The sequence below is a fragment of the Enterococcus aquimarinus genome (assembly GCF_001885765.1).
Taxonomy (GTDB): Bacteria; Bacillota; Bacilli; order Lactobacillales; family Enterococcaceae; genus Enterococcus_I; species Enterococcus_I aquimarinus.
The window spans coordinates 83797-99169 of sequence record NZ_JXKD01000002.1; the positions used below are offsets into that span (position 1 = coordinate 83797).

Consider the following 15373-nt stretch of genomic DNA (forward strand, 5'->3'; position numbering starts at 1 on the left):
GTGTTTCTATCCTTTTTTCAAGCAGATTCTTTGAATTCGTTAAGAACGTTTCAACGTCTTCCATTTTAATACGGGATGAACGTGAGACTTCTTTGGAATTCATCTAATAAGAACCGTTCTTTTTGTTGCATAAATGCCGTTTGATTTTTTCTTAAAATCGTGCGTAATTTCGTCGGTCGATATTTTTCGACTAAATGATGCTCAAAGACAAAGTCCCTCGTCAATTGCCACTCATAGTAATAGCCAAGTGGCCTGCAATGATACCACGTCTTTTCAATTTGTTGGGATGCGAAACGACGATGCGTATGGCCAAACACAACATCTGTTACTTGTGGGAACTGATCGATGACGTTCCCAAAGCTTTGCGAGCCTAAAAAGGCATTTAATTGGTTCCACCGTTGATGCTCCCCTTCATGGTGGATAATAAATTCTTTTTTTGGAACAAAATGTGTCGCAAGTATAATTCGCTTGTCACGCGGGAGTTGTTTTAGCGTTTGTGCTAGGCGTTGATTAATGGCCTCGCTGATTTGAGGATCACTCGCAGACCGTATAATCTGACGGTCGTACCAAAAAAGATCTTTCAAGCGACGAATTTCACGCTCATTCTGTAAATCAGAATACCCATAGTCATACCAACCGTTAACCCCAAGTAAAAGCGTTTCTTGTGAAAGGGCAATGGTTCGAAAATTTAAAAAAGATTCCGCTGAAAAATCTTCAATTTCAGCTTCACCGGTTAAATCAATCATTTCATGATTTCCCCAATGAAAGGTAGTTGCTATTTTCTCTTGAAAAAAAGCGACGGTCTGTAACGTCTTTTGATGCGTGTTCGCAGTATCACCCGCTAGATGAAGATGCGTGACGCCTTGTTCGAATAAAAAATCACGTAGACGTTGGAGAGAGGCACCCTCTAATCCATTGATGTCGACGTGAAGATCACTTATAATCGCTAATATTCCCACGCAAATCCTCCTTCGTTTAGCTTAGAATTTGTTTGATCGGTAGATTTGCGACCAATACACCCGCTTTGGAGCGTAATTGCAATCGTTGATAATTCGGTTCAAGCACGAGTTCTACTGATTGATCTAGCAGCATGGTGGATTGTTCCTTCATATAAATTGGACCGATTTCTGTTTCAATGATTTTATTGTAATCAGACAATGCTTCCTCTGGATAGGTTTGAGGAACAAACAGCAGGCGAAAGGCTGGGTATAATTGACAAGAGACCGAGTCGTCGGCAAAAGGACCGATGGCATCTTCAAAATCAAGTAACATTCGGGCATTACTTGGGCGTTTCTCTTGAATCACTGCTTGTGCTTGTTTGGATATCCGTAATTCCATCTTGTTCATCTCCTTCTGTTCTTCTTTTATTAGTGTACACTTTTAGGCAATATTCTTCACTTAAAGCAACTTTTTTACAGGCATTACTGTCTTTGATTTGTGGACTAGTTGTTTTTCTCTGCGACAGTCCGTTTGGTAAAATCAATTCCCTTACCTTTTACATAGCCTTTTTGATAAGCGGCAGACACTTCAACAGCGGGCGCTTTAAGCGAGCTCTTCCCCCATCCTTGCGTGTAGTCGTGATACGCCAGTTCTACGGCTTCTGGCACTAAGACAAGGAGTTCATAAACTTGACGAAGCGCGGAGACTTGTTCGGCAAAGCGTTCCTCTAACCCTAACAAAAAACCATTCATATAACTAGATTTGACGTTTTCCGTCACGTAACGCGTGCGTTTTAGTTGAGGATTGTCTTTATACAGTTGATCCACAAACACCTTAGCGTGAAAGACCAATACTTCATACGCTAACAGATACATTTCTTTCGCCAAGGCTAAATCACGGCCGAAACCATAAAAGACAATGCGTTTCTTCTGTTGTTGCTGACTAGCGACTGTTTTCAAAAAATACTTTACGCGAAAGTTTTGGGAAATAATTTGCGCTAAGCGTCGTTCCCACCAGTACAAGCGTTTCGCCACTGTGACGCTCTCTTCGTTAATCTGATCGGCCTCACTGATAAAATTGTCATCCTCGACTTCTGTGGCGTCGATGCCGTATTGAAGCATGATTTTTTGGGCTAAAATAAACGCCGACTGACTTTCTTCATCATTATGCTGATCGCGCGCAATGGCGAGCAAGCCTTTTACTTTACGGATGATTTTTTGCTGTTCCATCAACACGTCTCCGTTCTTTTAGAGTTTTAACCATCGCTGACTATGAAGTCCTTCGCTAACGGCGAATGCTCATCTCTTAGATTCGCCGATTAATGACGTCGTTTACTGCGGTTTTTTTCATTTATGGTATAATCATTGTAACAAACTTTATAGGAGATTTCATATGGCAGATAACTTACAACAACGCATCGACCAAGCCGCTTCTGGCACCCCCTTATTAAAACCAGACGAACAGCGCATTTATTTAGGTACTTTCCGCGAACGTTGCTATGTCAGTATGACAATTGCGCAAATGAAGAAAACGTCCAATCAAACCGCCTTAAAGAAAGCCTTAAAAACCTATCCTGAAGCTTCTATTTTAATGAACGGTTGTCTTTCGACCGTCGTACAATCAACGTATATGCAAATTGCCACCAAAGAAAACATTCCATTTAAAATTGTGACAACCACGAACGACTGCGATGATCAATCAATCGGGTTGCTCGTCATTTCTGACAAGGCGGTCCATCAAGAGATCCTTGATATTGAAGTCCTTTTCCCGAGTGAAAAACCTGTCCCCTCGATTCAAAAAAAGAAAGAAAAAGAACCATTTTGGCGGAAAATCTTTTAATTTTTAGCACCAAAAAATAGAAGGGAGTTTTGTATATGCCAACCTATCGCGATTTAAAAGAAGAACTCGTCTACGCCCTCGACCAACACATTGACTTATTGAAAGACACTGCCACAATCGACCAAGGTTCCTTAGACGGGGTCATGTTTATGATGCGTAGTTTCGGGTTCATCTTCGACCGCGCGCCGCAAGTTTTATTAACCGACGATCCGGAAGAAATGAATTTCTTAATGTTTCAGTACTATAGTTTGTTAAGCGAGTTGAAATATAACTTACTACTGAATTATTCCTATGCAAAAATTCATCAAAAAACCTTGCTTGAAATCGTGCAAGAGTTCCCAACAACTTATGAAGACGATCTAAAACAGTGGTGGGAGAATCTCACTGGCTTACATGTCGATGAAACGAAGCAAACGATTTCTGTCAAAGATCTATAACATCGCTTCATGCGTTGAGATCGTGGATTCAGGCTCTTCGACAAGTAGAGTTGAAGAATGATAGGAATAGCACTCATCAACAATAACCATTATATCGCCAAATAAAAAAGGGAGAAGTTGAATGGCACTCAACTCCTCCCTTTTTTTGCCTTGCGTTGGGTCTAAATTGATCGAACACAACGCAAGCAGTATCTTTGCCCGTACCTTCCTGTTAAAACGCCTGCTTGATTGAACTTACTCAAAAAGCCATTGTTTTTAATACGAGTCATTTTTTTCAAAAGAAACCAAAATCATTAAAATTAGTAGACAGACAATGGCACCGACTAATGAAATAAACTGGTACCCTTCATTAATGGGGCCTAACACCGAGAGGCCAATAAATATCGCCGTGATCGGATACAACAACCGACGGACTAGACGTACCACCCAACATACCCTCCCTTAATTTTGTCCACCTTCACTAAGGTTTTCCCGTTATACGTTTGTGGTGGATAGGAAATAAAGTTATAAGCAACATAAGAAGCGCGTTGACTCTCGACATCCACAACTAAAAGCGTGTCTGCTTGGACAGTTGGCGTGTAACCCGCAGTCATTGAAAGTAATAAAAATAACATCAGTGTTATCCGTTTTCTCATCTTCTCTTCACTCCTTGGTTTCTTTTGTTTCATTGTACTCGAAAATAACATCAAAAAACCATTTATTGCCTAAACGTCGCTTATTCGATCCTGAACGTACGCTCAAGATACTTAATTTGACGATTCGACACGACACAAGTCTCTCCGTTCGTAAAAGTAATCAAACGCTGCTTACGATCGACGTGAACCATTTGAGGTAGATTCGCAACGATCGATTTATGTACACGTAGAAATGTTTCCGAAAGTTCCTCGATCAGCGTTAGCTTGCCGTAAAATTCTAACGAGCCATTTGCAAGGTGTAAAATGAGTTTGTGGGAGTTGGGCGACGTTTCAAAAAACATGATTTCGGATAGTTCAAATAAACGGACTTGATTGCCCACGTCAATGCGGATCCGCTGTTCAGAATGCTTACGTTCTGAATGATAGTGCCGATACGCTTGATCTAGCGCTTCTTTCGTCCGCTTTTCGATTGCTTCTGGATAATCTTTCAAGATATAATCCATTGCTTCGACTTTGTATTGAAAGGTTATCGGTAGCATTTCATGATGCGTGGTAATAAAAATGATTTTCCCATCGATACAAAGATTGCGAATGTGGGAACCCAGTTGGATACCGTTAATCGTAGAGCGCAAATCCACATCCAAGAAAAAAACACCAGCCGTTTGAGGATGTTCATTTAAATAGGTCAGAATTTCAAAAGGATCTGCCGTGCTCAGCTGTAATTGCATATCTAATTCTTCGATTAAAATATAACGCTGAATGATCCGTTCGAGCTTTTTGCGTTGTATCGTGTCATCTTCACAAATAAAAATCCTAAGCACTCGTTCCTCCTCCTAATAATGTCAGTTTTTGGACAAAAAGGTGTTGACTAATCGTTGTTTCCAATAACAAATCAGATGTTTGACTCATCAGTTCATCGACTGTTGACAAGCCGTACCCACGTCCTTTCCCTTTCGTCGAAAATCCTTGTTTTTTCAATTGATACAACGGTTCAACTGGATTTCTGACGGTGTTTTGAATTAAAATTACGAGCGCATCCTTTTCCTGAAAAAACGCCACGGCTAATTCACCTTTTCCTAAGGCATCAACTTCTTCGATGGCATTATCTAATAAAATACCGAGGATTCGAATCAGATTTAAATCAAAGACATGCTTTGGAAAGATGATTTTTCCAGTCATTTCTAAGTGAACCGAAATCCCTTTTTCTTGTGCGAGCAGAAGTTTGGTCATGAAAATTCCTCGAATAGCAGGATGGTCAATTTTTTGTAACGCTGATAACTTAGAAGCATTCGCTAAAAACAACGTCCGTGTCGGCTGAATCGTCTGTTGGTAATAGACTGTTAGAGCTTGAAGATCCCCTTCTTCTAAATAACTTTCTAATGAAGATAAAATATTTAAGTAGTCATGGCGAAACTGATTAATTTCTTCATTTTGTTTACTGATCTCATCGATATATAACTGCATCGCTCGTTGCTCGATGACTTTTTCACGCGTCGCGAAGGCTAATTTTTGATTATTGGAAAAAATATAGATGCTAATGCCCCCTAGCGTGACGACAAAAACTAACGTGATGACAAACATTTTAATGAGTGTATCAAATTGGGTTTCCGCGGGACTCGCTAACAAATATTGATACAACGCATAAACCTTATTCGTGAAAAAAAGCATAAACAGAATCGGACCCGAATATTGTTGCCATTTTTGTGGCAGGCGGGTAAAGACAAAGCGCCGGATAGCGAGACTCGCGAGCACGACCATGAATAACGTAAAAAGAAAATATAAAAAAATGACGAATTCACTTGCTTGTGTCGCAATATAGAATAAGACCGCGCTAGGCGATAATAAAAAGACGGCGAGATTTTGTACGATAAAGGCAAAAGATAGATGAAATAACGTCACGCCAACTGCTTGCCTTTGATGATTCATAAAAGAAATCGTCAACAATAATGCACTTAAGACAAGTTCATCCAGACTGGCTAAACGTAAATTCAAGTGAACACTGCTGACTAAAAATAAAATAAAAACAGAAACAATCAGATTCGTTCGTTTTTTTAACGAAATTTGGTCCAATAATATAAAGGAAAAAAAGATTTGGAAAATATTAGAAATAACGATTAAATAAAACACGTCATTAGGTCCCTTCTCAACGCTTATTTTGTCTAAATTATAGCATGTTTCTTGCTTGTTACTAGTTGGAATCAGCGTTTTTTAATCCGAATATTTGAGCAACATCGATCACTATGAACTAAAAAGCACCTCAAGCCTCACAAAATAATGAGGTTGAGGTGCTTTTGGCCTTAATTATAAATGAGAAAGATGGAAAGCAAAATGTTCTTCTAAGAACGTTGAGATAAAGAAATAGCTATGATCATAGCCTTCCTTCATTTGATACTGAATGTTATTCCTTGCTTCTTCAGCATTTTTTAAGAAGGTCGTCTCTTTTAACTGTTTTTCATAAAAACCATCCTTGCTTCCTTGCGTAATTAAAATCGGCAGCGAGGTCGTTTCTTTGATTAATTCAGTGGCATCCCACGACTTCCAAGCGTTTGTGTCTGCGCCTAAATAAGTCGTGAAGGCTTTGACGCCCCACGGCACTTGCATCGGATTTAAGATTGGCGCAAAAGCCGAGATGGCGTTGAATCTTGCCGGATTTCTTAATCCAAGCACTAACGCACCATGACCACCCATGGAATGGCCCATCACACTTTCTTTCCCCGAAAAATTCGGCACAAGCTGGGCAGCAATCGCCGGCAATTCTTCCGTTAGATAATCGTACATTTGATAATTTGTTGACCACGGCGCTTGGGTTGCATTCACGTAAAACCCTGCCCCTTGTCCTAGATCCCAACCTTCATCATCCGGCACGTCTTTTCCTCTTGGTGATGTATCGGGAATCATCACGGCAACTTGATAGTGATCGGCTAAACGTTGAAAACCACTTTTTTGACTAAAATTATCATCGGTACACGTTAATCCAGAAAGCCACCAAATCAGTGGGATTTTTTTCCCAGCTTGATTAGATGGAAGGTAAAGACTAAAGGTCATTTCACATTGCAATACTGCTGAATCATGACGATACTTGCGTTGTTCGCCACCAAATGCGATGGCTGTTTCAACTAATGTCAGTGTCATTTCCTCACCCCTCATACGTTAAGATTGTTCGAATCGATTCTCCTTTGTGTAACAAGTCAAAGGCCTCATTAATATCGTTGAAATGCAATTGATGCGTGATAAAAGAATCTAAATCGATTTTATCATTCATATAATCGGCAATCATCCCTGGTAATTCCGTTCTCCCTTTGACACCGCCAAAAGCGGAACCTCGCCAAACGCGACCGGTTACGAGTTGGAATGGACGGGTACTGATTTCTTTTCCAGCACCGGCTACACCAATGATAATACTTTCGCCCCAACCTTTATGACAGCATTCCAAGGCGGATCGCATCACATCGACGTTCCCAATACATTCAAAGCTATAATCGACACCGCCGTCTGTCATTTCAATAATGACTTCTTGTATCGGTCGATCAAATTTTGAGGGATTAATACAATCGGTTGCTCCCATTTTTTTCGCTAAAGCAAATTTTTCTTCATTTAAATCAATGGCGATAATTCGTTTTGCTTTGGCTTGCACGAGTCCTTGAATTGCGGCTAACCCAATTGCTCCCAAACCAAAGACCGCAGTCACAGCCCCTTCTTCTACTTTGGCTGTCTTATGAACCGCACCAATTCCTGTCGTAACGCCACAACCAAAAAGACACACTTTGTCTAGCGGTGCTTCCGGATCAACTTTAACGAGCGAGATTTCTGGCACAACCGTATATTCGCTAAACGTACTCGTACCCATGTAATGATAAATTGGCTCACCATTATAAGAAAAACGGGTCGTCCCATCTGGCATTAAGCCTTTTCCTTGGGTTTCTCGAACCGCACTACATAAATTGGTTTTGCCGGAAAGACAAAATTTACATTTGCCACATTCTGCTGTATAAAGTGGGATCACGTGATCACCTGGTTCAACCAACGTCACACCTTCTCCTACAGCGACAACAACACCCGCGCCTTCATGTCCTAACACGGCTGGAAAGACACCTTCTGCATCATCACCGGATAAGGTAAAGGCATCTGTATGACAGACAGAGGTATAAAGTATTTTGACTAAGACCTCATTGGCTTTTGGTTCTTCTACATCAATTTCGACAATTTTAAGGGGTTCTCCTGGGTTAAACGCTACGGCTGCACGACTCTTCATAGGAATCACTTCTTTCTTTTTTATAAGGTATTTATTTTTTTTGCTTCGTCATCGATCGAACAGATGAGACTCTTTAAAACATCTCCGGGAATAACAATTCTAAAACATCCATCGTTAAACGAGGACCGATGCCTTTGTGGGGATAAATGTGCATCATCATCGCCGGATTAAAGTTCCCTTCGATAATACCGTACGCATCTTTCTCGGATGCTGGAATTGTATGATCAGGAATAATTAAGTCAATCCCACAAATCACAGCACCAAGCGCTTTGACGGCTTTGACAGCCACTTCTTTATAGTCTTCATTAAACATTTCTGTGACTTCAATAGAATCCCCGCCACTACTAATGTTGGAGTTGTCTCGTAAATAGACGATTTCGTCTTTAGCTGGAACATCCGTGATGTCATAGCCTTGTGATTTCAAGGCGATTTTTTCCAAATCACCTAATTGAATTTTTTCTAACGGCGACCGGTGATTCGTTCCCCGTAAAGGATCACGGTTTTTCTCGGCAACAAGTGCTTCGATCGTCCGCTCGCCATCGCCTTTGACATTGGCTGGCACACGCAATAATATGCCTTTGACTTTGCCATCGATCACAAAGAAACGATATTCCGTTCCACTAAAGAATTCCTCCACCAAAACATCTTCATCGGCTTCAAAAGCGACTCTTAAGGCCGCTTGATAGTCTTCTAAGCTCGCACCTTCTTTAAAAATCGAAATCCCAATGCCGTAATTCGTGGACTTTGGTTTCACAACAATCCCCTGTCCAGCAAATTCAGGATAGGCAGTAACGGCTTCTTCAAGACTTGAAAACTCACGCCCTTTTGGCACCCGGAAACCTGCTTGGTCTAATACTTTTTTCGTCACGGTTTTATTGGCCATTAATAACGGGACAATATAACTGTCTTTACTTGTCATATTCGCATTTTTCACGTACTCGACATGATTGCCTACTGATAACTTCAAGAACTGATCACGATCATCCAGCACTTCGACCTGAATCCCTTTTTGAATCGCATCGAACATAAAAATTTGAGTTGATAATTCCATCTGAGTAAAACCAGCCAGTTGATACGGTTTCGCCCACGCTCGCGCATGATTTTCGAGTGCTATTTTGGTTGCCACTTCTTTTTGTGACGTTTTTTGGCTTTGGGTATACAATTTACCAGCCACAGTTTCTGCCGGTGTTTTGACCATTTCAATGTACGTCCCCATTAATCCGTCCGAAACGCGCAATCCTTGTTCTTCAATAAATGCTTGTAATGCGATTAACGTCTCAAGCGCTTCTTCTTGATATCTTGTCGCTTGTAACGGGTGTTCGAGTGCAACTTCTTCATTTTTACGCTCGCCATCGGTTACCCAAATATGAGCGGGCGCTTCTTCTTCTTTCCACAATAGGAATAATAAGAAGAGGTGCAGAAATTCCGCTTGTTCCTCGCTAATGCCACAAGGTGCAAATGGATTTAAATCCAGATTACGCAACTCGATATAGCGAATACCAGCCTCTGCTAGATCGGCCATTTTTTTCCCACCTCGGAAACGTACCACGGAATAAAACTCTTTTTCTTCTGAGAGTTTCCCTTCATTTACCATCCGTTCTAAATCCACAATATATTGTTCAAGACTCTCGTAGGAAACCTTTACGTCTGGATGATTTTTGTAGCCATGCGAACTATTACGGATGCTACGCACGGGCTCGTTTGGCCGCTCATCTCCTTCAAAGTAACGTGCTTCGCTAACCGGTGTTGCACCAAATAAATAGGTTACTAGCCAGCTATAATGCAAATAATTTCTGGTGACTTTTAAATAGACGGCTGTTTTAAAGGCTGTATATTCCTTGATTTCGGACTGTAAAGCAAACATTTTTTGGAGCAATTCATCGCTAAATTCAAAATTATAATGAATGCCACTGACCATCTGTTTACGACGGCCATATGATTTTGCCAAATAACGGCGATATAAGACATCTTCAAAATTATCCAATTGGGCGATGAGAATATCTTCTTCTTTTTCAGGCAACATTGGCGGCATGCTTAAGGGCCAAATCATTTCTTCAGGATTCATCGAACGATACGCAACTTCATGAATCGCCGTTAAAAAATCAAAGAGTTCTGAAATACTTTGCGCAACGGGTGTGATTAACTCTAATTGCGTTTCTGCAAAATCCGTTTGGATGTACGGATGATATTTCCGATTGCCTAAGGTTGTCGGATGCAGCGTATCCACTAAATCCCCTGCTAAGGTCACACGTTGCCCTTCTCGTTCCACACCATAACGGGCTTTTAATAAATAAGGTTGTAACTCCTTGTTTTCAAGGAGGGTTTTAAAATTCATAGTAAGACTCCTTTGGTTTACGTCATTGCTCTTATTATAGCAAACATCACGCTAATTGTGAGTCATTTTGTTTTCCAAAAATAACAGATTTCATAAATAAAAATAGCCTGGCTCATTAGGAGAATGATGGGTTTTCTAGCACTCTCCTCGTCAGTAGCAATTTTGTAAAAGCGAGTCATGAAAAAACAACTACGACCGGCGGCCAATCCGCTTCTCTTTTTCTTTATTTCGTGCACGCATCACCAATTAGCTCAGGATAACTAAAATTGCTAGGTTAAATAATATTTGTTGTCTTTTATGTTATCTTTTAGATAAAAAAAATTGAGACACCTGAGTGCCTCAATTTTTTTAAAGAAACAGGATGAGTTGAAAGTAACCCCTCTGTTCTTTATTAATACAATCCTATGAACGACTTAAGTCTTCCCCATTTGTTGCAATCACTTTTTTGTACCAATCAAAGGACTTTTTCTTCGAACGTTTTAACGTGCCATTTCCTTGATTGTCACGATCGACATAAATGAAGCCATACCGTTTTTTCATTTCGCCTGTTCCAGCTGAAACCAAATCGATACATCCCCAACTTGTGTATCCGAGTAAATCCACGCCGTCTAACTCAACGGCATCACGCATCGCACCAATGTGAGCAGCCAGATAGTCAATGCGATAATCATCGATGATTTCGCCTTGTTCATTCGGTGTATCAACCGCGCCTAGCCCATTTTCTACAATAAATAATGGTTTTTGATAACGATCATATAAATCATTCATCGTAATGCGCAGTCCTAAGGGATCAATTTGCCAACCCCATTCGCTCGCTTCTAAGTAGGGATTTTTCACGGTTGGAAATAGATTTCCAGCCGTTTTTGCTAGTAATGATTCATCTGCCGTTGCGACTCTAGAAGCATAGTAAGAAAATGAAATAAAATCAACCGTATGCTGCTTTAATAGTGCTTGATCTTCTTCACTCATTTCAAGATGAATGCCTTCTCGTTCTAACCGTTTTAAGGCATATGCAGGGTAGGCGCCGCGCGATTGAACATCGATAAAGAAATAATTTCCGCGATCTTTATTTTTCCCTTCCCAGACGTCTGCTGGATTACAGCTGTATGGATAATAACTTGCAGCGGCTAACATACAACCGACTTGATTATTCGGATCAACTTCATGAGCAATTTTGGTTGCTAACGCACTTGCAACTAATTCGTGATGCGCTGCTTGGTATTTCACTTGCTCTTCGTTTTCTCCTTCTTCAAAATAGATTCCCGCACCTAAAAATGGCGCGTGTAAAATCATATTTATTTCGTTAAATGTGAGCCAATACTTCACTAACCCTTTATAACGATTGAATAACACACGGCATAACCGTTCGTAAAAGACAATCATTTCACGATTTCGCCAGCCGCCATATTTGATAATGAGATGCATTGGACAATCAAAATGGGTAATGGTCACTAATGGTTCAATGCCATATTTATGGCATTCTTTAAATAAATCCTCATAAAACTGAAGACCCGCTTCATTTGGCTCTAACTCGTCTCCTTGAGGGAAAATCCGACTCCACGCAATTGATAGTCGATATGTTTTAAAACCCATTTCACCGAACAAAGCAATGTCTGACTTAAATTGGTGGTACATATCAATTCCTTCTTGTGCAGGATAGTAGTATCCTTCTTCAAAAGAAGTCATTTTTCTTTTGCCAGTAATAATCGCTCTTCGCTCAGATCCTGTTGGAATCACATCGACATTGGCTAAGCCGCGCCCGCCTTCTTGATAGCCACCCTCACATTGATTGGCAGCTGTTGCTCCGCCCCATAAAAAATCTTTTCTAAATCCCATTCGTAGTCCTCCTCCATTAATGAATAATTTTGATTACTTGCGAACCAACTTCGATTGGTCCTTCATTAGCCACAATAATGTCACCCACTTCGGCTGAGTTGGTAATCACAAAGGGTGTAATCGTTTGGTATCCTTTAGCCGCGATTCCTTCTAAATCAAACTGGATTAACGGAGTCCCAATTGCAATTTTTTGACCCTTCTCAACGAAGTATTCATACCCTTCGCCGGCCAATTGAACGGTATCGATTCCGACATGAATTAATAATTCCACTCCTTGATCGCTTGTAATGCCAATCGCATGCTTCGTCTCAAATAATGCCGTTACTTCACCATTCACAGGTGAGAAGACTTTGCCTTCTTCTGGTTGAATCGCAATTCCTTGACCTAGAATTTCTTCTGAAAACATCCCATCTTCTACCGCTTTTAATGAATGTAAACTTCCTTTTATTGGTGACACAATTTCGATTCCTTGATGCGTGAGAGGACGTGTTGGTTCCATGACTTCTTCTGTTTTTTCAGAAGTTGTCGTTGTTTCGACTTCATCTTTAAATAACACTAATGTCACAATAAATGTGACCACGATACTAATAACTGCTCCAATACATGCTGAATAAAAATAGTTAAGCGTATTGTCACCAATATAACTTGGTAATGTTAATAAACCAGGTGAACCACCAGAGAAATTACGGACACGAGAAATCCCCATGAACAATCCTCCCAAGCCACCACCAATCATCGCTGCATATAAAGGGGTTTTAAAACGTAAATTCACACCATATAAAGCCGGTTCTGTAATCCCAAAAAGTGCAGTTAGTCCAGCAGAAAAGGCTAATTGTTTTGTTGCGGCATTTTTACTTTTTACGCCAACACCAATCGCTGCTGCACCTTGACTGACGTTCGATGCGAGCATACCAGGATAGATCACGGTGTCATATCCTGCAGTGACGCGATTGTTAATGCCAATTGGAACCAATCCATAATGGGTACCAGTTGCTACAAACAATGGCGTGAACGTTCCAATTAACATCGGCACAATCCAAGGACTAACGGTTTCTAATGTCTTGATTCCATTAGAAATGGCATCACTGATGATATAGCCAATGGGGCCTAATACAATTAACGCCGCCATGCCAACAACGACAATGGTAATTAACGGTTTGCTGAAGAATTTAATCGCTTTAGGAGAAATTTTATCGGCAATCGGTTCTACATAAGACATTAACCAAACGGATAAAATAATCGGGATAACCGTTGATGAATAGGTAATCGCCGTAATCGGTAGCCCAAAGAGTGCAATCGTTCCGCCGCCTTCTTTTACCGCAGCGACCATCCCAACAAAATTCGGATGAAGTAAAATACCACCCACCATCATCGCCAAGTACATATTTGTTTTAAATTTTTGAGCAGAAGAAGCTGCTAGTAAAATAGGTAAGAAATAAAATGCCGAATCCGCCATAAAATTAAGGATTTGATAACTTTGACTTTCAACGCTCAACCAGTTAAACACGACAATTACCGATAAGACTGCTTTTAACATTCCGGCCGCTGTAATTGCTGGTAAAATTGGTGTAAAGATGCCAGTGATCGTATCAATCACTTTGGAAATACGAGACCGCTTATCATCCTCATTGTTCGTTTCGCTTTCGCTAAAGTTCGTTTGTTTCACAATTTCTTTGTAGACATTCCCAACGTCACTTCCGATAATGACTTGATACTGACCGCCTTTATTGACAACTCCCATCACACCTGCTGTATCTTTTAATTGTTGCTCATTCGCTTGTTGATCATCTTTTAAATTAAAACGTAGCCGTGTCGCACAATGCGTCAAACTGCCAATATTTTCTTCTCCACCGATATTCTCAATGATGATTTTTGCTAAATTTTGATAATTCATTGCAAATCCTCCTACTATTGATTTCATTAAAATAAAAAAATACCCAAATGAGAGTGCACAATTGCGCAACTCTTCATTTAGGTATAGCCTGCTTTACCAGTAACAATCCTATGAATCTTTTGTTATTCGTCGAATATGAATCGTTAAATAAATCAATTCATCTTCTTTTAATGTCCGACCAAACTCTTTTGAAATATATTCGCTGATTTTCAATGCACATACATATTCTTCGCTATATTTTTCTTTTAGCATAAACATAAAACTAGCGGTTTCATCTTGCTCTAACGTAATATCACTATAAAGTCTTTGAATAAAGAACTTTAAATGGGTGACAAAGCGTTCATAGTTTAACGAATACTCATCTAAGTCTGTCTTAAATTGATATTTGACAATGTTTAAAATCGTTTGAATGATTTTTGCCATTTCAGACACTTGACTTACTTGTTCCATGTCTAATTCAGCATTGACAATGTGCAAGGCAATAAAACCCGCCTCATCTTCAGGCAACTCAATGCCTAAACGATTTTTAATCATACTTAATGCTTCTTTTCCAATCAGAAATTCATGGTTATAAAAACGTTTGATTTCCCAAAGGAGTGCATTTTTGATTTCCATTCCCGTTTGGTGTCGTTCCACTGCATAGTTAATGTGATCTGTGAGCGTTAAAAAAATCTTCTCGCTTAATTTACGCCCTAGCGATACTTTCGCAAAACCAATAATCTCATTGGCAACTTGAGCGTGTTCTAAGGGAATAGCTGAGAGCATATCTGTTAACTTATTGACATTCCATTCTTTAGAACTCGTATAGATTTTTTCGATTTTACTTTCATCGATGATCTCGTTGACTTGTTTTTTAAAGCCTAACCCTTTACCCATCACAACAGTTTCTTGACCGTCACTATTGGAGGAAATCACTATATTATTGTTTATCACTTTTAATATTTTCATCGTTAACCCTTTTTTCTTCGATTGACAATCTAACTTCTTCAGAAAATGGTATAGCCCACTCTTCGTGGTAACAATCCGATTCTACGAGTATGGAGTCATGATAACGTATTTTAAAAGCGATTGCAAGCAGTATTTATGTACGTTCAAATTTATCGCTAGGCTCCTAATCGCTCCGCTGTCCGCAAGATTCTTTTTGATTTGACCCTTTATTTGGCAAAAGAGACCGTCACAAAAGGACCATTAACGCTGAAAAAAATC

At 40.0% G+C, this 15373-nt stretch carries 15 protein-coding genes; 2 read left to right on the top strand and 13 right to left on the bottom strand.

All coding sequences use genetic code 11. The annotated features are described in order from the left end of the window. Positions 1 to 65 precede the first annotated feature (65 nt). The 3 genes from RU93_RS02030 to RU93_RS02040 all read right to left on the bottom strand — a co-directional run bounded on the left by RU93_RS02030 (position 66) and on the right by RU93_RS02040 (position 2168). Positions 66 to 959: a metallophosphoesterase gene (locus tag RU93_RS02030; protein WP_071873952.1), complete on the bottom strand. Its 894-nt coding sequence runs from the start codon at positions 957 to 959 to the stop codon at positions 66 to 68. A gap of 16 nt (positions 960 to 975) precedes the next feature. After that, positions 976 to 1338 carry an iron-sulfur cluster biosynthesis family protein gene (locus RU93_RS02035; protein ID WP_071873953.1) on the bottom strand — a complete coding sequence of 121 codons (363 nt, stop codon included), beginning with the start codon at positions 1336 to 1338 and terminating at the stop codon, positions 976 to 978. Between the two features lie 104 nt (positions 1339 to 1442). Beyond that, a complete protein-coding gene (locus RU93_RS02040; protein ID WP_071873954.1) occupies positions 1443 to 2168 on the bottom strand; it encodes a DUF2786 domain-containing protein in 726 nt (241 codons plus the stop codon). Positions 2169 to 2331: 163 nt separating this feature from the next. Here RU93_RS02040 and RU93_RS02045 point away from each other — a divergent pair, with 163 nt between their 5' ends. Together RU93_RS02045 and RU93_RS02050 are read left to right on the top strand one after the other, a co-directional pair. Further along, complete coding sequence (locus RU93_RS02045; RefSeq protein WP_071873955.1) at positions 2332 to 2778, top strand: YueI family protein; 447 nt, start codon at positions 2332 to 2334, stop codon at positions 2776 to 2778. A gap of 35 nt (positions 2779 to 2813) precedes the next feature. Continuing rightward, positions 2814 to 3215, top strand: a complete 402-nt coding sequence (locus RU93_RS02050; RefSeq protein WP_071873956.1) for a hypothetical protein — start codon at positions 2814 to 2816, stop codon at positions 3213 to 3215. Between the two features lie 255 nt (positions 3216 to 3470). Here the strand turns inward: RU93_RS02050 and RU93_RS12030 are convergent, their stop codons facing one another. The 10 genes from RU93_RS12030 to licT form a co-directional block, all read right to left on the bottom strand. Further along, positions 3471 to 3641 carry a hypothetical protein gene (locus RU93_RS12030; RefSeq protein WP_169818076.1) on the bottom strand — a complete coding sequence of 57 codons (171 nt, stop codon included), beginning with the start codon at positions 3639 to 3641 and terminating at the stop codon, positions 3471 to 3473. Continuing rightward, a complete protein-coding gene (locus RU93_RS02060; RefSeq protein ID WP_071873958.1) occupies positions 3629 to 3850 on the bottom strand; it encodes a hypothetical protein in 222 nt (73 codons plus the stop codon). The genes RU93_RS12030 and RU93_RS02060 overlap by 13 nt, the downstream gene beginning before the upstream one ends. 80 nt (positions 3851 to 3930) lie before the next feature. Then, the gene (locus tag RU93_RS02065; RefSeq protein WP_071873959.1) at positions 3931 to 4671 is read right to left on the bottom strand and encodes a LytR/AlgR family response regulator transcription factor; all 741 of its coding nucleotides are present in this window, start codon (positions 4669 to 4671) and stop codon (positions 3931 to 3933) included. Then, positions 4664 to 5977, bottom strand: a complete 1314-nt coding sequence (locus RU93_RS02070; protein WP_071873960.1) for a sensor histidine kinase — start codon at positions 5975 to 5977, stop codon at positions 4664 to 4666. The genes RU93_RS02065 and RU93_RS02070 overlap by 8 nt, the downstream gene beginning before the upstream one ends. Positions 5978 to 6151: 174 nt before the next feature. Beyond that, positions 6152 to 6982 (bottom strand): S-formylglutathione hydrolase, encoded by an 831-nt coding sequence (gene fghA / locus RU93_RS02075; protein ID WP_071873961.1) that lies wholly within the window; start codon positions 6980 to 6982, stop codon positions 6152 to 6154. A gap of 4 nt (positions 6983 to 6986) precedes the next feature. Further along, positions 6987 to 8102, bottom strand: a complete 1116-nt coding sequence (locus tag RU93_RS02080) for an S-(hydroxymethyl)glutathione dehydrogenase/class III alcohol dehydrogenase (protein ID WP_071873962.1) — start codon at positions 8100 to 8102, stop codon at positions 6987 to 6989. 73 nt (positions 8103 to 8175) lie between these two features. After that, a complete protein-coding gene (gene gshAB, locus RU93_RS02085; protein WP_071873963.1) occupies positions 8176 to 10437 on the bottom strand; it encodes a bifunctional glutamate--cysteine ligase GshA/glutathione synthetase GshB in 2262 nt (753 codons plus the stop codon). 402 nt (positions 10438 to 10839) lie between these two features. After that, the gene (locus RU93_RS02090; protein ID WP_071873964.1) at positions 10840 to 12273 is read right to left on the bottom strand and encodes a 6-phospho-beta-glucosidase; all 1434 of its coding nucleotides are present in this window, start codon (positions 12271 to 12273) and stop codon (positions 10840 to 10842) included. Between the two features lie 16 nt (positions 12274 to 12289). Continuing rightward, a complete protein-coding gene (locus RU93_RS02095; protein WP_071873965.1) occupies positions 12290 to 14167 on the bottom strand; it encodes a beta-glucoside-specific PTS transporter subunit IIABC in 1878 nt (625 codons plus the stop codon). Between the two features lie 108 nt (positions 14168 to 14275). Next, positions 14276 to 15115 carry a BglG family transcription antiterminator LicT gene (gene licT / locus RU93_RS02100; protein WP_071873966.1) on the bottom strand — a complete coding sequence of 280 codons (840 nt, stop codon included), beginning with the start codon at positions 15113 to 15115 and terminating at the stop codon, positions 14276 to 14278. Positions 15116 to 15373 lie beyond the last annotated feature (258 nt).

What these genes read in the sequence shown, in the direction of transcription:
- RU93_RS02035 (WP_071873953.1), bottom strand. Translation starts at nt 1,338, where the DNA reads ATGGAATTACGGATATCCAAACAAGCACAAGCAGTGATTCAAGAGAAA.
- RU93_RS02040 (WP_071873954.1), bottom strand. Translation starts at nt 2,168, where the DNA reads ATGGAACAGCAAAAAATCATCCGTAAAGTAAAAGGCTTGCTCGCCATT.
- RU93_RS02045 (WP_071873955.1), top strand. Translation starts at nt 2,332, where the DNA reads ATGGCAGATAACTTACAACAACGCATCGACCAAGCCGCTTCTGGCACC.
- RU93_RS02050 (WP_071873956.1), top strand. Translation starts at nt 2,814, where the DNA reads ATGCCAACCTATCGCGATTTAAAAGAAGAACTCGTCTACGCCCTCGAC.
- RU93_RS02060 (WP_071873958.1), bottom strand. Translation starts at nt 3,850, where the DNA reads ATGAGAAAACGGATAACACTGATGTTATTTTTATTACTTTCAATGACT.
- fghA (WP_071873961.1), bottom strand. Translation starts at nt 6,982, where the DNA reads ATGACACTGACATTAGTTGAAACAGCCATCGCATTTGGTGGCGAACAA.
- RU93_RS02080 (WP_071873962.1), bottom strand. Translation starts at nt 8,102, where the DNA reads ATGAAGAGTCGTGCAGCCGTAGCGTTTAACCCAGGAGAACCCCTTAAA.
- gshAB (WP_071873963.1), bottom strand. Translation starts at nt 10,437, where the DNA reads ATGAATTTTAAAACCCTCCTTGAAAACAAGGAGTTACAACCTTATTTA.
- RU93_RS02090 (WP_071873964.1), bottom strand. Translation starts at nt 12,273, where the DNA reads ATGGGATTTAGAAAAGATTTTTTATGGGGCGGAGCAACAGCTGCCAAT.
- RU93_RS02095 (WP_071873965.1), bottom strand. Translation starts at nt 14,167, where the DNA reads ATGAATTATCAAAATTTAGCAAAAATCATCATTGAGAATATCGGTGGA.
- licT (WP_071873966.1), bottom strand. Translation starts at nt 15,115, where the DNA reads ATGAAAATATTAAAAGTGATAAACAATAATATAGTGATTTCCTCCAAT.